Below are 17,207 nucleotides of genomic sequence, written 5' to 3' on the forward strand. Positions count from 1 at the left end.
ACCCGACCTCGGCCTACCAGTCCTCACCACCGCCGAATCCTATAATTAGGCAACGAATTTCAGGCGCAGAACACTAGCCCGCCGACTCGTGCCGACGGCCGAGTTCATCCGTGCCGACGCCGCCGCCGTCGACTTCGAACCGGCCTCGTTCGACGCGGTGATCTGCCTCTACGCGCTCATCCACATGCCGCTCGACGAACAGCTCCCATTGCTGACCAAGGTCGCCCGCTGGCTGCGCCCGCGGGGCCTGTTCGTTCTCACCACCGGCCACCGGGCCTGGACCGGCACCGACGACAACTGGCTCGGTGCCGGACAGACCATGTGGTGGAGCCATGCCGACGCCACCACCTACCGAACCTGGCTCGCCCAGGCGGGCCTCGAGGCCCGGCGCGCGGAATTCGTCCCCGAGGGCGCGGTCGGCCACACGCTGTTCTGGGCGGTGAAACCCGATCCGACACAACCGATTACGGACCATTGATGACACGACCCGCGAGCAGTCCGATTGCCAGTTCATAGCCACGTAAAACAGCGGCACGCCGCGAAATCCCGTTGTTCATCCCAGTTACCCGGCACAATATGCCGATGCGGTCATTTGCCGGATTGATGCTGAGCGCCGTCGCCGGAGCACTGCTCGTGACGCCCGCCCCGAGTTCCGCAGATACCCACCTGCCCTTCTGGCCGTCGCCCGAACCGCTGGGCGTGCAGGCGCCGCTGGCGGAATTGGCGGACGGAAACACCGGCGCGGTGCGCTGGTCCCGGCAGCCGGACAGTCCGGCCCCGATCGGCAGCATTACCAAGGTGATGACGGCGCTGGTGGTGATCGGCGCGGGCGACCTCGACCGGAATATCACGGTGCCGCAGGCGATCATCGCCTACGACAACAAGTACGGCGCGAGCACGGCGGGCCTGGCTCCCGGTGAGGTGCTCACCGCCCGGCAGCTGCTGTACGCGCTGCTGCTGCCGTCCGGCTGCGACGCCGCATACGCTCTTGCCGAGGCGTACGGGCCCGGCCAAGCCGGTTTCATCGACAAGATGAACGACACCGCGCGTCAACTCGGCCTGGCGGGAACGCATTTCACCGATCCCAGCGGCCTGCCCAATCCGAGCGACTTTTCCACCTATTCCACGCCGGCGGATCTGGTGCGGCTCGGTTTGCGCGCGATGAGCCTGCCGATCTTCCGCGATATCGTGCGATCGCAGAATTATCACCTGCCCGCGGGACCGAATAATCGCGATCACGTCTGGCAGACCACGAACCTGCTGCTGCACGACTATCCCGGCACCGCAGGCATCAAAACCGGATCCACCGACGCCGCGGGCACCTGCCTGTTGTTCGAGGCAGTCAGGGCGGGGCAGCCGCTGATCGGTGTGGTGCTGCACAGCTCACCGGATAGCGAAACCGTCGCCGAGGATGATGCCGTGCACATGCTGAACTGGGGTTTCGGCCCGATCCTCAGCGCACTGCCGATCGGCTACTCGCCGCCTTCGTACAGGTAGAGGCGACGGCCCGCGAGCACCGACCGAATCCACTCCGTGAAGTCGTCCGGAGTCATGGCGGACCACGGCGGAGTCTCGGTGACCTGAGCCTGCCCGAGGCGCCTGCCGAGTTCCACCAGCGCCGTGCCGGCCGGACATCGTTGCGCGTCGTATGCGGCGAGCAGGTCTGCCCAGTTCTCGTGCTCGCGACACAGGCGGCCCAGCGTCAGCGCGTCCTGCACGGCCTTGACCGCGCCGCTGCCGGTATGCGGCCGTGCGACCGTGCCCGCGTCGCCGATCAGCGCCAGCCGATGCGCGACATAGCTCGAACCGCGGATATCGACAACCGGATGGACAACCGTGCTCGCCGGGCTGGTCTTGGCTATCACCTCGGCCCAATACGGCGGAAAATCGGCGGACAGCACCGCGTCCAATCCGGGCAGCGAATCGCCGGGCGCCTCGTCGGTATCGGATGAAAACGGTTGCGCCGGTTTGTGGTACAGACCCCAATAGACCCGCAGAACACCGGGTCGCGGATCGGGGGTGATCATGATGAGGCAGTGCCCGCCGGTGTAGGCAACGGTCACGATCTGGTCGTGCAGCGCGTCGGGCACCGGTTGCGGAAGTTCGGTGACCGAATACCCGCCCCGCCACACCACATAGCCGGAATTCTCGACCGTCGCCGCCGGGTCGACCAGCGCGCGCACCGCCGACCCGTAGCCATCCGCGCCGAAGACGATATCGAACCGTTCGGCCCTCCCGTCACCGCGGCGCAGCGTGACCGAGTCGGCGGCGGGCTCGATGCGGGTCACCGGTACGCCGTCGCGATAGTCGTTGTCGGCGACGCGCTTTCGCAGGTTCGCCCACAGCATGCCCCAGTTGTGCACGACCGTGGTGAACGACTGCTCCCACAGCAGCCGGCCGAGCGGGGCGTCCCCGTCGCGGACGTACCACGAGCGCTGGGTGATCGAATGTGCGGGCAGGTCGGCGTCGATCAGATCCGCCGCCGCCAGCTCGGCGCGGACCTCGGCCGACAGCCCGACGCCGTGTCCGCGATCACGCAGCCGTCCCGAACTCCGCTCGAAAACCGTGACATCGCAACCCGCTCGCCGCAATACGACGGCGGCGGCGCATCCGGCGATGCTGCCCCCGATGATGCCGACTCGACTTCCGTCCACCCCGTACCGCCTCAGAGATTCCCCAACTACGACGAATCCTAATGCAACCCTGCGGGACTGCCCGACCCCTCATCGGATCGGGCAGTCCCGCAAGGCGTTTCGTGACCCGTTACGCGACGGGGGTGTGCACCGAGGTCACGGGATCCGCCCCCTGCAGCTTGGAATGCGTTCGGGAGTAGGCGAAGTAGATGATCAGGCCGACGACCAGCCAGACCGCGAAGCGCACCCAGGTCTGCCACGGCAGCGACCAGATCAGGTACACCGAGAAGCCGATGCCGACCACCGGAACCACCGGCATCAGCGGCAGCCGGAAGGTGCGCGGCTCGTCGGGCCGGGTGTAGCGCAGCACGATCACCGCGATGCTCACCACGATGAACGCCATCAGGATGCCGATATTGGTGAGTTCGGCGACGGTGTTGATGGGCAGCAGGCCGGCCAGGATCGCCGAGCCGACGCCGACGATCCAGGTGACGCGGGTCGGCACCTTGCGCTGCGGGTGGGTCTTGGCGAACCATTCCGGCAGCAGGCCGTCGCGGCTCATCGCGTACCAGACACGGGTGACGCCGAGCATGAAGGTGAGCACGACGGTGATGATGCCGACGATGGCCCCGACGGCGATGACGTTGGCGATGCCGTTCATGCCGACGGATTTGAAGGCGTGCGAGAAGCCGCCGTTCGGGTCGATGTCCTTGTAGTTCTGCATACCGGTCAGCACCAGCGTGGCCAGCACGTACAGCACCATGGCGATGCTGAGCGAGTAGATGATGGCCTTCGGCAGCTGCTTTTTGGCCTCGGTGGATTCCTCGGCGGCGGTGCTCATCGCGTCGTAGCCGAATACCGCGAAGAAGACGGTGGCCGCACCGGTCCACACCGCGTTGGCGCCGAATGGGAAGTACGGGTGATAGTTCGCGCTGTTGATCTTGAAGACGCCGAGCACGATGATCAGCAACACCAGCGCGACCTTGATGGCGACCGCGACGATCTCGAACCGGCCGACGCTGCGGATGCCACGGGAGAGCAACCACGCCGTGCCGAGGCAGAACAGCATCGCGAACACGTCGATCTTGTGACCGTCACCGGTGCCGAACGCGCCGAGCATCCAGTTCGGTAGGTGGATGCCCACCTGATCGAGCAGGAAGCCGAAGTAGCCGGATACGCCGATCGCGACCACCGCCGCCACCGCGACGTATTCGAGCAGCAGATCCCAGCCGATGAACCAGCCCGCGATCTCCCCCAGCGACACATAGCCGTAGGTGTAGGCCGAACCCGCCTTCGGCACCATGCCGGTGAACTCGGCATAACACAGCGCGGCGCAGGCGCTCGCGACGCCCGCGATCAGGAACGAGATGAGCACCGCCGGGCCGGTGACCTTGTGCGCGACGGAACCGGCGAGGGTGAAAATGCCCGCGCCGATGATGCCGCCGACGCCGATGGCGGTCAGCTGCCACAGACCGAGTTGCTTCGACAGCCGTTCATCCGCCGGCGTGTCGTCGTCCTCGATCTGCCCGATGGGTTTGCGGCGCAGCATTTGGCCGCGCAACTCCGCAATGGACATGGGGCATCCTCTCCGTCCTCCGCGTCACGCGACAATGCGTAACGCAGGTCATACTGTGTAGCCGCAAGAAGCTAATACGACCACAAACACGCTGTGATCAGCGAATTGGCTAAATAAAGTGCGGCGGCACTTGGCCGATCGGACAATCGTGCGCGTCACCATGGCATATGTTGTCCCCGCGCAGGTCATCGGCGTGTCATCGCGACGTCACGACTTGGTCAATCCGGGCCCGCCGGTGATGTGCACCGGCACGTCGTCGGCCCACGGCTGGCGCGTCACCATGTCGGCTACCTCGACGAATCCGCGCTCGAATTCGCCGGTCGCCGCGTCGATGAGGCGATACCGCTGTATGCCCCGCTGGATCGGCTGGGCGTCGAGCGCGACGATGCGGACCTCGCCGGGTTCGAAGCGGCAGCGCCGGTGCAGCGCCGCGATGAGCTGCTCGCTGTGCAGGTGGCCGTCGCCGAAATTCCAGCCGAGCGCGGTGGCGCAGATCCGCTCGCCGTCGGTGAGCGTGTAATCGGCTTCGTCGCCGTCGGCCATGGCCCGGTGCACCAGCGTGAACAGCGCCCGGCCGTGGGTGTTCATGGCGCGGAACGCGTAACCGAGATACATCGACAACTGGCCGCGGTCCTTGCCGTAGAACCGCTCCAGTTGAGCCTGCGGCATAGTCGCGAGCGCGACGACGTGCGCGCCGATCTTCGCCGCGGCCGATGGTGCGACGCACCACATCGTGGTGTCCCAGTTCCCCGCGTAGTAGCGCATGCCCGGCAGGAAGGAAACCTTGCGCGGGAACAGGTTTCCGGCGATGACGATGCTCGCGAGCACGAGGAAGAGCAGCGCCACCGGAACCGGATGGCGCAGGTCGCCGAGCCCGCGATCGGCGTGCGCGACGAACAGGGTGAGCACGCCGAAGATCATGAAGACGTTCCACTCCAGCGGCGCGCCCATCGGAATCGCCGACAGTATCGCCAGGTGGAATCCGATCAGCAGCGCCGCGGCCACCGCTGTCGGCACACCACCGTACGTGCAGAACAACGCGATTGGAACCAGGAGTTCGATCGCGGTCGCGGTGTGCGCGATGATCCGCGACGGCGCGCCGGGCCGCAGGTCGTCCGGAAATCTCTCGAAGAACTTGCGCTTCAACGATTTTTGCCGGATGAGCGGACTGTTCGACATCATCGTCGCGATGACGAACGGGAAGTGCCGATTCAGCTTCGACAGCGCGGCGCCCAGCCAGATCACCAGGAAAACCACCTTCGCGGCGACCAGGAAATCCGCGCCGAACAGGAAGGTCACCGCCAATGTCGCGTATACCTCGCCGCGCGCGGCCAGGAATATCACCTTGTCGCGCAGGCCGATCAGCGCCAGCAGGCCGAGAATCACCGCGACCCGCCACGTGGGCAGCAGGCCGATCGTGGTGTGCAATTCGGGCACCGGGCCGGTGCCGTCGGAGAAGAGCGTCAGCGTGGTCGTCACCAAAAGCGCCGCGTACAAAGCGATATCGACGGGCGTTCGGTCGTCACCCTTCGTCAGCGGGATCAGACGCGGCCACGGCGGCAGCCGAATCGTCTTGGGCCGCAACCAATACAGTATCGAGCCGAACGGCGGGAAATACCTGTTGTTCAACGGGCCGAAACCGCAGCCGAGGCCGATCACCTCGAACAGCAGCGTGTACAGCACCGCCTTCTGGAAGACGATCGGCTCCGACCAGTCGCCGAGACCGCGGATACCGTTGGTGGACAAGGCAATCAGCCAACCGACCAGCAGATACCCGCCGATCTTCGCGACATAGAGCAGATGCAGTGCGACCGGCGTCCCGAACCCGGCCTCCGCCCAGTACCGGGCCATCTGCCGGATGCGGGCGGCGCGCGTGCCGCCACTCCATTCCGCCATATCGACGGCGGGTAGTTCCGGTTGAAGAAATCTCATCGCGTTCCGTCATCCCTGGGTTTCGTCACGGTGACACGCGGTCCGGGGGCTGTCAATCAGCGGTCCCGGCCAGTGAGTTGTGAACGAAGTGTGACGCCAGGGTCGCGCAGGAACTTTCCGCACCCGCGCACTGGTTGTACCGGGTGCCGATATGAGGAGGTCATGTGGCACAGGAATACAACCGCAACCCCGCCGCGGTGGCGGCGCTTTCGCCCGAGCAGTACCACGTCACCCAGGAGAACGGGACGGAGCGGCCGTTCACGGGCGAGTACTGGGACAACCACGAGCCGGGTATCTATGTGGATGTGGTGTCCGGTGAGCCGTTGTTCGCCTCGGTCGACAAATTCGACAGCGGCTCGGGCTGGCCGAGCTTCACCAAGCCGATCGACACCGGGAATGTGGTGGAGAAACGGGATTTCAGCCATCTCATGATCCGCACCGAGGTGCGTTCCGCGCACGGCGACAGCCACCTCGGGCACGTATTCCCCGACGGGCCGTGCGCCGAGGGCGGCCTGCGATACTGCATCAATTCGGCGGCGCTGCGGTTCATCCACCTCGACGACCTCGAGGCGGAAGGCTACGCGCAGTACCGAACCCTGTTCACGAAGGAGGACCTGTGACCGAGCGAAGCGAGGGAACCATGGGCACAGCACCTCGCGGTCGCGGCGCGGCCGAGCGCCAGCGAGGACGCGACGTGACCGACACGCGCACGGCGATTCTCGCGGGCGGCTGCTTCTGGGGTATGGAGGAGCTGATCCGCAAACAGCCCGGGGTGCTTTCGACGCGGGTCGGTTACACCGGTGGCCGCAACGATCACCCGACGTACCGCAACCATCCGGGCCACGCCGAGGCCGTCGAGATCGTCTACGATCCGGCGCGCACCGACTACCGGGCGCTGCTGGAGTTCTTCTTCCAGATCCACGATCCGACGACGAAGGACCGGCAGGGCAACGATATCGGCACCAGCTACCGTTCGGCCATCTTCTACCTCGATGACGAGCAGAAGCGGGTCGCGCTGGACACCATTGTCGATGTCGAGGATTCCGGCCTGTGGCCGGGCAAGGTGGTCACCGAGGTGACCCCGGCGAGCACGTTCTGGGAGGCCGAGCCCGAACACCAGGACTACCTGCAGCGCTACCCCGACGGATACACCTGTCACTTCCCGCGCCCGGGCTGGAAACTGCCGAAGCGGCAGACCACTCGGTGAACGACGCCGCGCCACCCGGTCCCGGGTGGCGCGACCGTCTCGTATGCTCTTGCCGGACGGAACTATTCGGTCCGGGGAGGACGGTATGCGAATTCGCGACGGTGGACCGGGGGATATCCCGGCGGTATTGGCGCTCGGTGACGAGGCCGTTGTCTGGATGAACGCGCGCGGCAACACCCGGCAGTGGGGCACCAGCCCGTGGACCGGCAACGAACGCCGGGAGGCCAAGATACGCAGGAATGCCGAGAGCGGCGGGATGCGCATCATGGAGGACGGCGACGGCTCGGTCGTCGGTGTCCTGGTCGTCACCGAAACCCCGCAGGATTACGTGCCCGCGGTGGACGAGCGCGAACTCTACGTCAACCTGTTGCTCACCTCCCGGCGCCACCGCGGCCTCGGAGCCACGCTGATCGATCGCGCGAAAACCGAAGCCGCACAGCGCGGAATCGATCTCATCCGGGTCGACTGCTATGCCGGTGGCGGCGGCGAACTGGTGAAAGTCTATGAGAATTACGGATTTTCCCGGGTACAGGAATTCACCGTCGGCGAGTGGCCCGGCATGTTGCTCGCGCTGCGTCTGTCGGAGGCGCGGCTGTGAGACTGGTACGAATCGCCATCGTCGCCGCGGTGGTCGGTGCCGCGGTATGTGGTTGTGGGTCCAAGGATTCGGGTGATCAGGTCGCGTATCGCGCTCCCGCCGCGGCCACGAGCACGAGACCGACCAGTTCCGCATCCAGTACCCCGGCCAAGCCCTCGACGCATGTGCCGAACACATCGGGTCCGGTCGAGTCGGATCCCGACCTCGGAGCCAATCCGGTGCTGCGGCGGCAGGGCGTCGGGATCTCCGGGGTGAACTGTCAGCTGCCCGCGTGGAGTGCCGATCCGGCGGCGGCCGAGGCGTTCTACCGGGCCGCGATCGAATGCCACAACTCGGCATGGCGGTCAACGCTGACCGGATTCGGTATCGAATTCACCGGGCCGAAGCTCTGGGCGGGCGCCCGCTCCGCGCAGTACGACGGCGGATGCGGGCACAACGGGACCGGCCGCGAGGCGTTCTACTGCCCCCGCGACCAGACGATCGTCATGCCGTTCGACACCATGCAACCCATCAGCCGCAACGGCGCCGGATACGCGCTCGCGGTGCTGTCCCACGAGTACGGCCACCATATTCAGCAGTTGACCGGAATCTTCAACGCGTTTCAGGCGCGCGGCAACGCGCTCAACTGGGCGGGCGCGGACACCGATCTGCTGAACCGCCGTCTCGAGCTGCAGGCATGGTGCTTCTCCGGAATGTTCTACGGCACCAGCACCGGGCGCGGCTCGGTCAGCAAGGCCATGGCGGATCAGGCCTACGACAACAACAGCGGCGCCGGTGACCGTCCCGGCGAACGCCGCTGGCACGGCACCAGCAAGAATGTGGCCAACTGGTTCGGTTGGGGCGAACACCCCGCCGACAATCCGTCGACACCCGCACAGCCATCCCTGTACGAGTGCAATCCGTGGGCGGCTCGCAGCGCGGCCTGGCTCGAATAGCGCCACGCCCGGTAATCCGGGATGACGCAACATGTTTGCGTCGTGGGCCATGGGCGAGTTGGATATCGGTTCATGGGTGGCAAGAGCGAGCGCAGGCATATCCCGCCTGCGTCTTTGGCCCAGCCGCTCTTCGATGCCGAGATCGAGGTCTGGCTGTCGGGACACTGGGATTGTGTCGAAAAGGAAGGCGGCGATACTCAGGACGCGTGCGGCATGCGCTGGTGGCTGTTGCGGGAACGGGAACGCCGGGGGCTCACGTTCCCGATACCTACCCGCGAGTCACCACCCGGGGCGCCGCCCCCCGATGTTCGCGGCGTCGAACGACGCCGGGCGCGGTTCCGAAGGTAGGACCGTCGCCGCCAGATATTTCCTGATCGCCGCGGCGGATTCGCTGATCGCCCCGATGTACCCGTCCGGACGGACCAGCACGTATGTGCCGGAGGCGACGTCGTAACCCTCGGCCGCCACCGTGGGAACGCCGAAGTCCTCGACGGCGGCGCCGAATGCGAGCACCGTCGCGTGCGCACCCCGGAAAAGATCGAAAAGCCGCTTCCCCGAAGACAATACGCCGTCCGGGGCGCGATCACCCGCCCGCAGCGGTCCGGGCGCCTCGCGATCGTCGAGCGCCAGTGGACCGTGCCGGTAGGTGATATCGAGCTGATCGATCGACGGCGCGGAATCGCCGCCGCGGAAGTCCTGGTGATGCAGCAGCGTGCTCAGCCCGAGCACCTGCGCCGCCACCGGCATCCGTTCGGCCGCATAGGTTTCCAGCAGCGCCGGATCCGCGCCGTCCAGGACGGCGGCGAGCTTCCAGCCGAGGTTGTACGCGTCCTGCACACCGGTATTCAGACCCTGGCCGCCCGCCGAGGAATGCACGTGCGCGGCGTCGCCGGCCAGGAACACTCTTCCGACCCGGAAGCGGTCGACCATACGAACATTCACCTTGTACAGCGAGATCCAGCGCAGGTCATGCAGGTGAATATCGGTACGGCTGGAGCGATCCCGGCACAATTGGCGGACCGCGTCGAGGGTGAGTTCGGGCGTGCGCTCGGCGGGCACCGTCGCGACGAACTGGTAGTAGTCGCTGCCCGGCAGGTTCCACAGCGAAAACCGTTCGCCGACATCGCCTCCGCCCGTCAGCAGATGGCAGCGCCTGCCGTCCAGGCCGTCGGCGCGCACATCGCCGATCAGGGTGCGCTCGGTGTCGAAGGTGTCACCCTCGAAGCCGACGCCGAGCGCCTTGCGGAGGGTGCTGCGTCCGCCGTCGGCCGCGACCACATAGTCGGCGCGCAGGCTCCCATCGCCGGTGTGCAGCCTTACGCCGTCGGAATCCTGTGTGAGGCCGGTGATTTCGGTATTCCACTCGACTCCCCCACCGAATTCGGCGAGCCGGTCGCGCAGGATCCGCTCGGTCCGCCACTGCGGGATGAGCCACGGACCGGGATACGGAATCGACGGTGACGCCGATCGTGCCGGCACACCGAGCAATTCGTCGACGGTCCGCTCCCAAACCACCGTATACCCCTGGTACAGGCGGAATTTCGGGAAGGTTTCGCCGCCGTCGAGTATCCGGTCGATGATGCCGAGATCGTCGAACACCTCCATGGTCCGCGCCTGCAAACCCTTTGCGCGCGAACCGATGAACGGTTCGGCCGCCCTGTCCACGATTCGGTGGGGCACACCCCGTCTGGCCAGGTCGCAGGCCAGGGTGAGCCCGGTCGGCCCGGCGCCGACGATCAGCACGGTCATCTCATTGTCCTTCGTAATGGAGTAGGGCGAGCAGCACATCGTCGACGAGGCGGGTGGTGAACGCCGCGCCGAAGCCGGCGCCGATCTGCAACTGGCGCAGGATCATCGCCTCGGCCACGTCGTGTACCAGCTCGAAATCGGTGTCCGCGGGCAGGTCGCCCCTGGCGACCGCGCGCCGCAGCGCCTCGTGGAACGGCGACAGCTCCTCGCTCTCGATATGCTCGCGCAGCGCGGCGGCCAGTTCCGCGTCGTGCCGCATGGCGGCGGCGAGTCCGCCGACCATCGTGAGATAGCGCTCGGAACTCTTGGCGCCCAACGCCTCCACCACCGCGACCAGGTCACCGCGCAAGGCGCCGGTGTCCGGGATGGCGGCGTTGTGGTCGGCGTCGTACGCGTCCATGGCCGCCTTGACCAGCTCCGCCTTATTGCGCCACCGCCGATAGATGGTCGCCTTGCTGGCCTTGGCCCGCTCGGCCACCGAATCCATGGTGAGCGCGGCATATCCGCGCTCGGCGAGCAGATCGAGCGCGGCCGCCAGTATCGCGTCTACCCGTTGCTGTCCTCGAACCACTACCGAAGTGTACGAAACTGTTTCGTACCGTTCAAGCCTTTTCGGTCGCCGGATCCTCGTGGACGCGGTCGAAAATGATGCCGCTCGCGCGGGCCATGATCTGATCCCGGGTACGGCCGGGATGGTCGGCGGCCAGGAAATGACTGCCGATGGCCATACAGAAGGCGAGCAGGCTGCGGGCCTCGATCTCATCGGGGTCGGAGCAGAAGGAGCCGATCGCCTCGCGGGACAGCCGCATCCGCCGATTGTCTACGCGGCGCAGGCGTTCGGCGACGGCCGGATCGCGGCGGGCCCAGTCGCGAACCGCCAGATCGATCGGCAGCAACCGATCGCTCTCGAAGGTGAGCCGCCCGGCCAGCCGCATCTTGTCCAGCGCGTCACCGCCTTCTTGTTCGACCCGCTCGAGTACATCGTCGACGCTCTCCCGCTCCCAGGTATCGAGCATCGCGGTCAGCAGCGCGTCACGATTGGCGAAGTAGCCGTAGAACCCGCCCCTGGTGACGCCGAGCGTTTTGGCAAGAACGTCGACGCGTACCGCATCCACACCACCCTCCGCCAGCGCCCGCAGTCCGGCCTCCACCCACACCTCACGTGGTGTGCGCAATGCGCCCATCGTGTCGCCCACCTCACTCTCCCAAGCCATTGTACAGCTCTGTATAACGGGTTTAACCTTGCGTTATACAGTCCCGTATAACCATATGGAGTTCACATGATCAAGACCGCAGGGTGGCTTTTAGTGGTGCTCGGCGCCGCGCACACCATCGGAGCCCTGACAATCGACCACGCCGCGCGCTACGCGGGCACCTGGTTCAGCGGTGGGCTGTGGCGGGAGGCGCGGGACGGATTCCTGCCGATGAGCCAGGCGGGCAGCGCCTTCTGGTTCTCCCTGGAAAGCTTCGGCCCACCCATGATCGTGATCGGCCTGATCGTCTTGTGGCTGGATCGGCGCGGAATCACCCCACCACCGTTCATCGCATGGATATTGGGGATCTCGACCGTGCTCGACGCGGTCATCCTCTTCCCGACACCGTGGGCACTCGGCCTCATCGCGCAAATCCTGCTCCTGATCGCGGCCCGCCGCGCCGCGCGCACGCCCCGGACCAGCGCAACGTAGCGGGATTGCCGCGTCGAGCGCCCCTGTGCTCTGATGTAGTGGATTGCGTTTGCGCACAAGGGGACACCATGGACGAACCGGTGATCGGCCACATTCCCGATTCGCTCCGATACCGCGACGGCAATTACGTCCCCGAGCGAATCCGCCGTCGCGGTGGGCCGCCGACGCTGCGTGACACTCGACGGATCACCCGGCCGCTGCACGCTCTGCACACCGTCTGGTTTGCAATTCGGTTTCCGCACGGCATGGGCATTCTCACCACGACCGGCCGCAAAAGCGGTAAACCCCGCAGAACGTTCGTCAAGGCGATGCAGCGAGGCGACAAGGCCTACATGGTGTCGATCGGCGGGGAGAATGCCTTGTGGCTGAAGAACATTCGCGCCGACCCAAGGGTGACTCTCCGGGTCCGCGGCGGCACCTTCGCCGGTATCGCGCGCGATCCGCGCGATGGCGCCGAACGCACCGCCGCCTACGCCGCCCTCTGCGAGACGGTCCATCCAATCGACTACGCGGAGAACGCCTTCCATCGCCGCGGCATCCCGACTCGCACCAAAATCCTGGAGTTGCACCGCGCTTGGTTCGCGGGTGGCACCCCGCTCGTGGTGGATATGCGCCGAATCTAGCCGGTGCGCAGGGTGAGGCCCGGATTCGCGTCGAGGATCGAGCGGATCGGCTGGAAGAAGACCTTGCCGCCGACCACCGCCAGGTCGATGCCCAGCGCTTTGGTTCCGCTGAATAGTGGTGTGCCCGCGTCGCCGGGGAGTGAGCCCGGATCGATCTCCGCCACGGCTATATGTTCGAATATTCGCCCGAATGTGTTGAAGTTCTTTTCGTCGAACTTCTTCCCATCGATTTCATCTATATCCACCGCCGTCACCGTCCCGCAGGCAAAGCCCATGGGCGAGTTGACTTTACAGACCGGCGCGCCCACTACGGGGTCTGTCACGCCATCTATGGCGACGGACGCGCCCCTGTCCAGTCCGACGAGATTGTTCTGGAAGCGGCCCTTGACCGAATCATCGATCCGCACGATCCCGTAGTCGAGACGCACATCGAGCGGCGGGGTACGCAGAATTCCGACCCGCGAACCGAGCGGGGAGGCGAGGAATCGCGGCAGGGCGTTCGGCATTATCCGAACCACATTCGCATCCGAATCGGGTGGCTGCGGCACCGGAATGGCAAGGCCGCTCGGCGGATTCGGCTGGGTCCGGTCGCAATGGGCGCTGGTGATATTGACGGTATTGCCATCGATATCGGTGGCGTTGAATCCCGTTCGGCAGAAACGGGAAATCCCGCCGCGCACGGTGTACAACCAGGTCCCGCCGACGACGTCGAGACCTGCGGCCGCCGGGTTGGACAACTCGGTGCCCACAATCGCGTCGGGGGTACCGGATTCCGCATCGACAAGGGTCGCCTGATCACCGTTTTCGACGGTGAAGCCGACGTATTCGGCGGCTGCGCGTATCGCACCGGCGATCGGGTCGGCGGCCAGCGCGACGATCGGGCGTCCGGTGCGATCGAGACGAACACCACGGATGACCGACGGGTATACGCGGCGCACGGATTTCTCGAAGGCCGCCAGTCGCCGCGCCGTATTCGCGCGATGCACGAATTGCGCGGGGGTGAGCCCGAGATCCTTGGACAGCGCCCGCGCCAGCGCGATCGGAAAAACCGCACCCGGCGTCGCGGCCACCGCCGGAACCGGATCCGCGCCGAGCGCGACCAGCAGCGCACAGCTCGATAGCAGGACAAATCCACGTATCGTCGAGGCCATTTCCGGCATAGCCCTTTCGCGGTCACATACGGCAAAAGCAGGCTCGATACCAACGATCGATGACAGATATCGTGGGCAAAATAGCAATAGCCGACGCGCCGGACAACGATCCCACCATCCATCGCGCGTCGCGCCCGCCGGTACGGGTTCTATTGGAGCCCGACGGAATTCACATGACGAGTGTCAAGAACCGCTCAGGGATCGCAGATAACCGTCCAGCACCGCGGTGAACACCCGCAGCGATGGCCCGTCGTGTTCGGGTTCCGGATATGCGGCATCGGCGATGGCGTCGCCATCGAAACGCTGCAGGACGATCGCACCCAGGTACGGGACGACCTCCGCCGGGATGGAACGCAGGACCGGGATCCGTTCGGCGGCCGCCGCGATGGCCACGCCGTACTCCGCCCGCACCGGAGCGAGTTTGGCGCGCAGCACCGGGTCGGTGCGGGCCGCGATGGTGAGCTCGATCCAGACGACGTTGATCGGTTTGCGCGCGTTGTCGCGCAGTAGTTCCAGCACCGCACCCAGATCTTCCGGATCGGTCAACCGCGCCAAACCGGTTGTGAAGCTTTCGATCTGGCGGCGGCCCACTTCGACGGCCGCGGCGACGACCAGATCGAACAGCGTCTCGAAGCGGCCGAAGAGTCCACCGTGCGAGATACCGGCCCGGCGGCAGATCTCCTTGACCGTGGTTCGGCCATAACCGATTTCGACGATCGAGCCGATGGTGGCCTCGATGAGTTTCGCCTCGGTGTCGGCGCGGCGTTGTGCCTGTGTGCGCCGTGGGGTCGCCACCGCGTGTTCCCTCCTGGTCGATCGGATGCCTTGGAACACTACCGGACGCGGCAACAAATATTTCGAGTGGTCGAAATCTTGTCAGCCCGATGTGAGAGCGGCTACATTCCCTACTCGCCGGTAATTAACGGCGCGGCAACACCACCTGATGCGGGTCATACAAGGGAGTAGGTCGGGATGAGGGCGGGATATCGAGCAAAGTGGCAGGCCCCCAAGGTTTTTGCGGCGGTGGTCGCGGCGGTGGTCGTCACGCCGTCGATGACGCCGACCGCACGGGCGGACGGCGGGTTCACCGGCATCGACGGCGGACAGTACGCGGCGGCCTGGCGGGCGGCGGTCGATGGGGCGCAACCGTATCCGGATATCAGCGCGGACCTGGCGGTGCCCATCACCATGGACGACGGAACCGTACTGAAGGCCGATATCATCCACCCGGCGCGCGGAAACCAAGTGGCACAGGAGAAAACGCCGGTCATCCTGCAAATGCAGGGGTACGGCAAGGTCGCCATGAACTTGGCCCAGGTGCTGCTGCACATTCCTGGCATCGAAAGCGTGCTGCTACCGTGGCTGGCGTCACTGAACTTCCCGGGCAGCGGCCTGGACGGAATCACCGACATCACAAGACAATTGGATTCCGGCGCTATCCAAGCGGCGATCCAGGACTTCGACCTGGCCAAAGCGGGCTACACCCTGGTGCAGGTGGACCTGCGTGGAACGGGAACTTCACAGGGCCAGTGGCAGGTGTTCGGCGAACGGGAGCGGCAGGACACCGCCGAGGTGATCGACTGGATCAATCGGCAACCGTGGGCCAGCGGGAAGGTGGGGACAATGGGCACCTCATTCACCGCCATCACCGCTCTACAGGCCGCGGACCGGAATCCGCCGGGCCTCGACGCCGTATTCGCCTACGAGGGCAGCGCCGACATCATCAACGACATCGTCGGTGTCGGCGGCGGAGTCGGCATCGGCTTCCTGGCCTTCTGGCTGGTCGCCGTGAACCTGGCCAAGATGGCTCCCGACGTGGAGTCGGTCATCGCGGGCAAATTCGATCCGGCACAGCAATTGCAGTGGCTGCGTGATCGTTTGGCCGATCCGGCGACCATGCTGGATGTGGTGGCCAACGCCTACACGGCGCAGTCGGTCGGCCAGCTGACGCCCAAGACGCGGGCAATCCTGGACCCCGACTCCGGATTCCGGAAGGGCCTGAAAACCAACGTCGCGAATATCAAGACGCCGACCTTCATGGTGGGCGCCTGGTTCGACATCTTCGGCACCACACCGACCGATACGTTCAACGGCATTCCATTGCCCGAGACCCAGAAGAAACTCATCATGGGCGACGGCTACCACTCGGGCACCGGCGTCGGCGGCTTCGGTCATCCGGGCATGCCACCGCGTTTGGATGTGCTGCAGCGGGCATGGTTCGACAAGTGGCTCAAGGGAATCGACAACGGCATCGACGAATACAGCCCGCTCACCCTCAAACAGCAGGGCGGCGGCTGGGCCACCGGCGGCACCACCTTCCCCCGCCCCGAGGCCACCTATCGGCGCATGTATCTGAACGACACCCCGTCCGGCACCACCCAAACCTCGCTCTACGACGGCGGTCTCGCGGCGGAGCCCCGGCAGGGTTCGGTGCGTGATCTGACTGTCGCACCCGGGTTGGCCAGTGTGTGCAGCCGTGACACCGCCCGCATCCTCGCGGGCATCCTCTCGATAGTCGTTGCCTGCACCGAGGATTCGCGGATCTGGGAATCCAACGCCCTCACCTTCACCAGCGCGGCGGTAACCGAGCCGACCACCATCTCCGGGCCGATCGCCGTCCACCTGAACACGGTGCTCGACGCGATCGACGGATATTGGGTCGCCACCGTCAACGATGTCGCGCCGGACGGACAGTCGCGGGAGATCGCCACCGGCCAACTGGTGACCTCACTGCGCCAGATCAACGAGGCCGCCAGCGCGAAATCCGCGAACGGCGACTACACCAAACCGGCGTACTACCTGGAACTCGAACGCCGCCAGACGGTTTCACCCGGCGAGCCGGTGACGATGGATATCGCCCTCACCCCCGTTGACGCCGTCCTGCAACCGGGTCACCGCCTCCGGGTCGACGTATACGCGAGCAACTTCCCGAAAGGCGTACCGCCCATGCCGATCCTGGCCGACAGCCAGCTGAAGCCACAGCACCTGCGCCTCGACCCCGACGCACCCAGCTGGGTGAATATTGCTCTGGACAGCGATATTCCGAGCTGATCGTTCCGAAAGCGACGGAAGGCCCCACTCGGCGAGCGGGGCCTTCCCGCTGTCTTGATTCGCGCGA

Annotated in this window: 17 protein-coding genes; 9 read left to right on the forward strand and 8 right to left on the reverse strand. The window is 65.8% G+C overall.

All coding sequences use genetic code 11. The features are described 5' to 3' along the window. Positions 1-88: 88 nt before the first annotated feature. Positions 89-478, forward strand: a complete 390-nt coding sequence (locus LGY53_RS37420; RefSeq protein ID WP_225731431.1) for a class I SAM-dependent methyltransferase — start codon at positions 89-91, stop codon at positions 476-478. A gap of 104 nt (positions 479-582) precedes the next feature. Continuing rightward, positions 583-1,497 carry a D-alanyl-D-alanine carboxypeptidase family protein gene (locus LGY53_RS37425; RefSeq protein WP_225731432.1) on the forward strand — a complete coding sequence of 305 codons (915 nt, stop codon included), beginning with the start codon at positions 583-585 and terminating at the stop codon, positions 1,495-1,497. Here LGY53_RS37425 and LGY53_RS37430 read toward each other — a convergent pair. The 3 genes from LGY53_RS37430 to LGY53_RS37440 form a co-directional block, all read right to left on the reverse strand. Continuing rightward, positions 1,473-2,654, reverse strand: coding sequence for an FAD-dependent monooxygenase (locus tag LGY53_RS37430; protein WP_225731433.1), 1,182 nt, complete (start codon positions 2,652-2,654; stop codon positions 1,473-1,475). The two genes, LGY53_RS37425 and LGY53_RS37430, sit on opposite strands and share 25 nt — an antisense overlap. A 109-nt stretch (positions 2,655-2,763) precedes the next feature. Then, positions 2,764-4,209, reverse strand: coding sequence for an amino acid permease (locus LGY53_RS37435; protein WP_225731434.1), 1,446 nt, complete (start codon positions 4,207-4,209; stop codon positions 2,764-2,766). Between the two features lie 207 nt (positions 4,210-4,416). After that, on the reverse strand, positions 4,417-6,141 hold the full coding sequence (locus LGY53_RS37440; RefSeq protein ID WP_225731435.1) for a DUF3556 domain-containing protein: 1,725 nt from the start codon (positions 6,139-6,141) through the stop codon (positions 4,417-4,419). Positions 6,142-6,305: 164 nt separating this feature from the next. Here LGY53_RS37440 and msrB point away from each other — a divergent pair, with 164 nt between their 5' ends. The 4 genes from msrB to LGY53_RS37460 all read left to right on the forward strand — a co-directional run bounded on the left by msrB (position 6,306) and on the right by LGY53_RS37460 (position 8,881). Further along, positions 6,306-6,761, forward strand: a complete 456-nt coding sequence (gene msrB / locus LGY53_RS37445; protein WP_225731436.1) for a peptide-methionine (R)-S-oxide reductase MsrB — start codon at positions 6,306-6,308, stop codon at positions 6,759-6,761. Between the two features lie 74 nt (positions 6,762-6,835). Continuing rightward, positions 6,836-7,348, forward strand: coding sequence for a peptide-methionine (S)-S-oxide reductase MsrA (msrA, locus tag LGY53_RS37450; protein ID WP_225731437.1), 513 nt, complete (start codon positions 6,836-6,838; stop codon positions 7,346-7,348). Positions 7,349-7,433: 85 nt separating this feature from the next. Further along, on the forward strand, positions 7,434-7,946 hold the full coding sequence (locus LGY53_RS37455) for a GNAT family N-acetyltransferase (RefSeq protein WP_225731438.1): 513 nt from the start codon (positions 7,434-7,436) through the stop codon (positions 7,944-7,946). Then, a complete protein-coding gene (locus LGY53_RS37460) occupies positions 7,943-8,881 on the forward strand; it encodes a neutral zinc metallopeptidase (RefSeq protein WP_225731439.1) in 939 nt (312 codons plus the stop codon). The genes LGY53_RS37455 and LGY53_RS37460 overlap by 4 nt, the downstream gene beginning before the upstream one ends. Positions 8,882-9,160: 279 nt before the next feature. On the opposite strand, the gene LGY53_RS37465 is transcribed toward LGY53_RS37460, so the two are convergent. The 3 genes from LGY53_RS37465 to LGY53_RS37475 are packed head-to-tail and all read right to left on the reverse strand — an operon-like array spanning position 9,161 to position 11,844. Continuing rightward, positions 9,161-10,630 carry an FAD-dependent monooxygenase gene (locus LGY53_RS37465; protein WP_225731440.1) on the reverse strand — a complete coding sequence of 490 codons (1,470 nt, stop codon included), beginning with the start codon at positions 10,628-10,630 and terminating at the stop codon, positions 9,161-9,163. Position 10,631: 1 nt separating this feature from the next. Next, the gene (locus LGY53_RS37470) at positions 10,632-11,201 is read right to left on the reverse strand and encodes a TetR/AcrR family transcriptional regulator (RefSeq protein ID WP_225731441.1); all 570 of its coding nucleotides are present in this window, start codon (positions 11,199-11,201) and stop codon (positions 10,632-10,634) included. Between the two features lie 31 nt (positions 11,202-11,232). Further along, positions 11,233-11,844 (reverse strand): TetR/AcrR family transcriptional regulator, encoded by a 612-nt coding sequence (locus tag LGY53_RS37475; protein ID WP_225731442.1) that lies wholly within the window; start codon positions 11,842-11,844, stop codon positions 11,233-11,235. Positions 11,845-11,910: 66 nt separating this feature from the next. Between LGY53_RS37475 and LGY53_RS37480 the strand changes: the two genes are divergently transcribed. After that, the gene (locus LGY53_RS37480; RefSeq protein ID WP_225731443.1) at positions 11,911-12,315 is read left to right on the forward strand and encodes a DUF6463 family protein; all 405 of its coding nucleotides are present in this window, start codon (positions 11,911-11,913) and stop codon (positions 12,313-12,315) included. Between the two features lie 68 nt (positions 12,316-12,383). Further along, entirely contained in the window at positions 12,384-12,938 is a 555-nt protein-coding gene (locus tag LGY53_RS37485; protein ID WP_225731444.1) for a nitroreductase family deazaflavin-dependent oxidoreductase, read from the forward strand. Here the strand turns inward: LGY53_RS37485 and LGY53_RS37490 are convergent. Together LGY53_RS37490 and LGY53_RS37495 are read right to left on the reverse strand one after the other, a co-directional pair. Next, a complete protein-coding gene (locus LGY53_RS37490) occupies positions 12,935-14,089 on the reverse strand; it encodes a S1 family peptidase (RefSeq protein WP_225731445.1) in 1,155 nt (384 codons plus the stop codon). The genes LGY53_RS37485 and LGY53_RS37490 overlap by 4 nt on opposite strands. A gap of 183 nt (positions 14,090-14,272) precedes the next feature. After that, complete coding sequence (locus LGY53_RS37495; protein WP_225731446.1) at positions 14,273-14,884, reverse strand: TetR/AcrR family transcriptional regulator; 612 nt, start codon at positions 14,882-14,884, stop codon at positions 14,273-14,275. 177 nt (positions 14,885-15,061) lie between these two features. Here LGY53_RS37495 and LGY53_RS37500 point away from each other — a divergent pair, with 177 nt between their 5' ends. After that, positions 15,062-17,140: a CocE/NonD family hydrolase gene (locus tag LGY53_RS37500; RefSeq protein ID WP_225731447.1), complete on the forward strand. Its 2,079-nt coding sequence runs from the start codon at positions 15,062-15,064 to the stop codon at positions 17,138-17,140. Positions 17,141-17,207 lie beyond the last annotated feature (67 nt).

Source organism: Nocardia sp. JCM 34519.1 (assembly GCF_020361265.1).
In the GTDB taxonomy this organism is placed as follows: Bacteria; Actinomycetota; Actinomycetes; order Mycobacteriales; family Mycobacteriaceae; genus Nocardia; species Nocardia arthritidis_A.

Excerpts from the sequence above, each read along its gene's own strand:
- LGY53_RS37455 (WP_225731438.1), top strand. The coding sequence starts at position 7,434 with ATGCGAATTCGCGACGGTGGACCGGGGGATATCCCGGCGGTATTGGCG.
- LGY53_RS37425 (WP_225731432.1), top strand. The coding sequence starts at position 583 with ATGCGGTCATTTGCCGGATTGATGCTGAGCGCCGTCGCCGGAGCACTG.
- LGY53_RS37435 (WP_225731434.1), bottom strand. The coding sequence starts at position 4,209 with ATGTCCATTGCGGAGTTGCGCGGCCAAATGCTGCGCCGCAAACCCATC.
- LGY53_RS37440 (WP_225731435.1), bottom strand. The coding sequence starts at position 6,141 with ATGAGATTTCTTCAACCGGAACTACCCGCCGTCGATATGGCGGAATGG.
- LGY53_RS37500 (WP_225731447.1), top strand. The coding sequence starts at position 15,062 with ATGAGGGCGGGATATCGAGCAAAGTGGCAGGCCCCCAAGGTTTTTGCG.
- LGY53_RS37485 (WP_225731444.1), top strand. The coding sequence starts at position 12,384 with ATGGACGAACCGGTGATCGGCCACATTCCCGATTCGCTCCGATACCGC.
- LGY53_RS37490 (WP_225731445.1), bottom strand. The coding sequence starts at position 14,089 with ATGGCCTCGACGATACGTGGATTTGTCCTGCTATCGAGCTGTGCGCTG.
- LGY53_RS37480 (WP_225731443.1), top strand. The coding sequence starts at position 11,911 with ATGATCAAGACCGCAGGGTGGCTTTTAGTGGTGCTCGGCGCCGCGCAC.
- LGY53_RS37475 (WP_225731442.1), bottom strand. The coding sequence starts at position 11,844 with ATGGCTTGGGAGAGTGAGGTGGGCGACACGATGGGCGCATTGCGCACA.
- LGY53_RS37465 (WP_225731440.1), bottom strand. The coding sequence starts at position 10,630 with ATGACCGTGCTGATCGTCGGCGCCGGGCCGACCGGGCTCACCCTGGCC.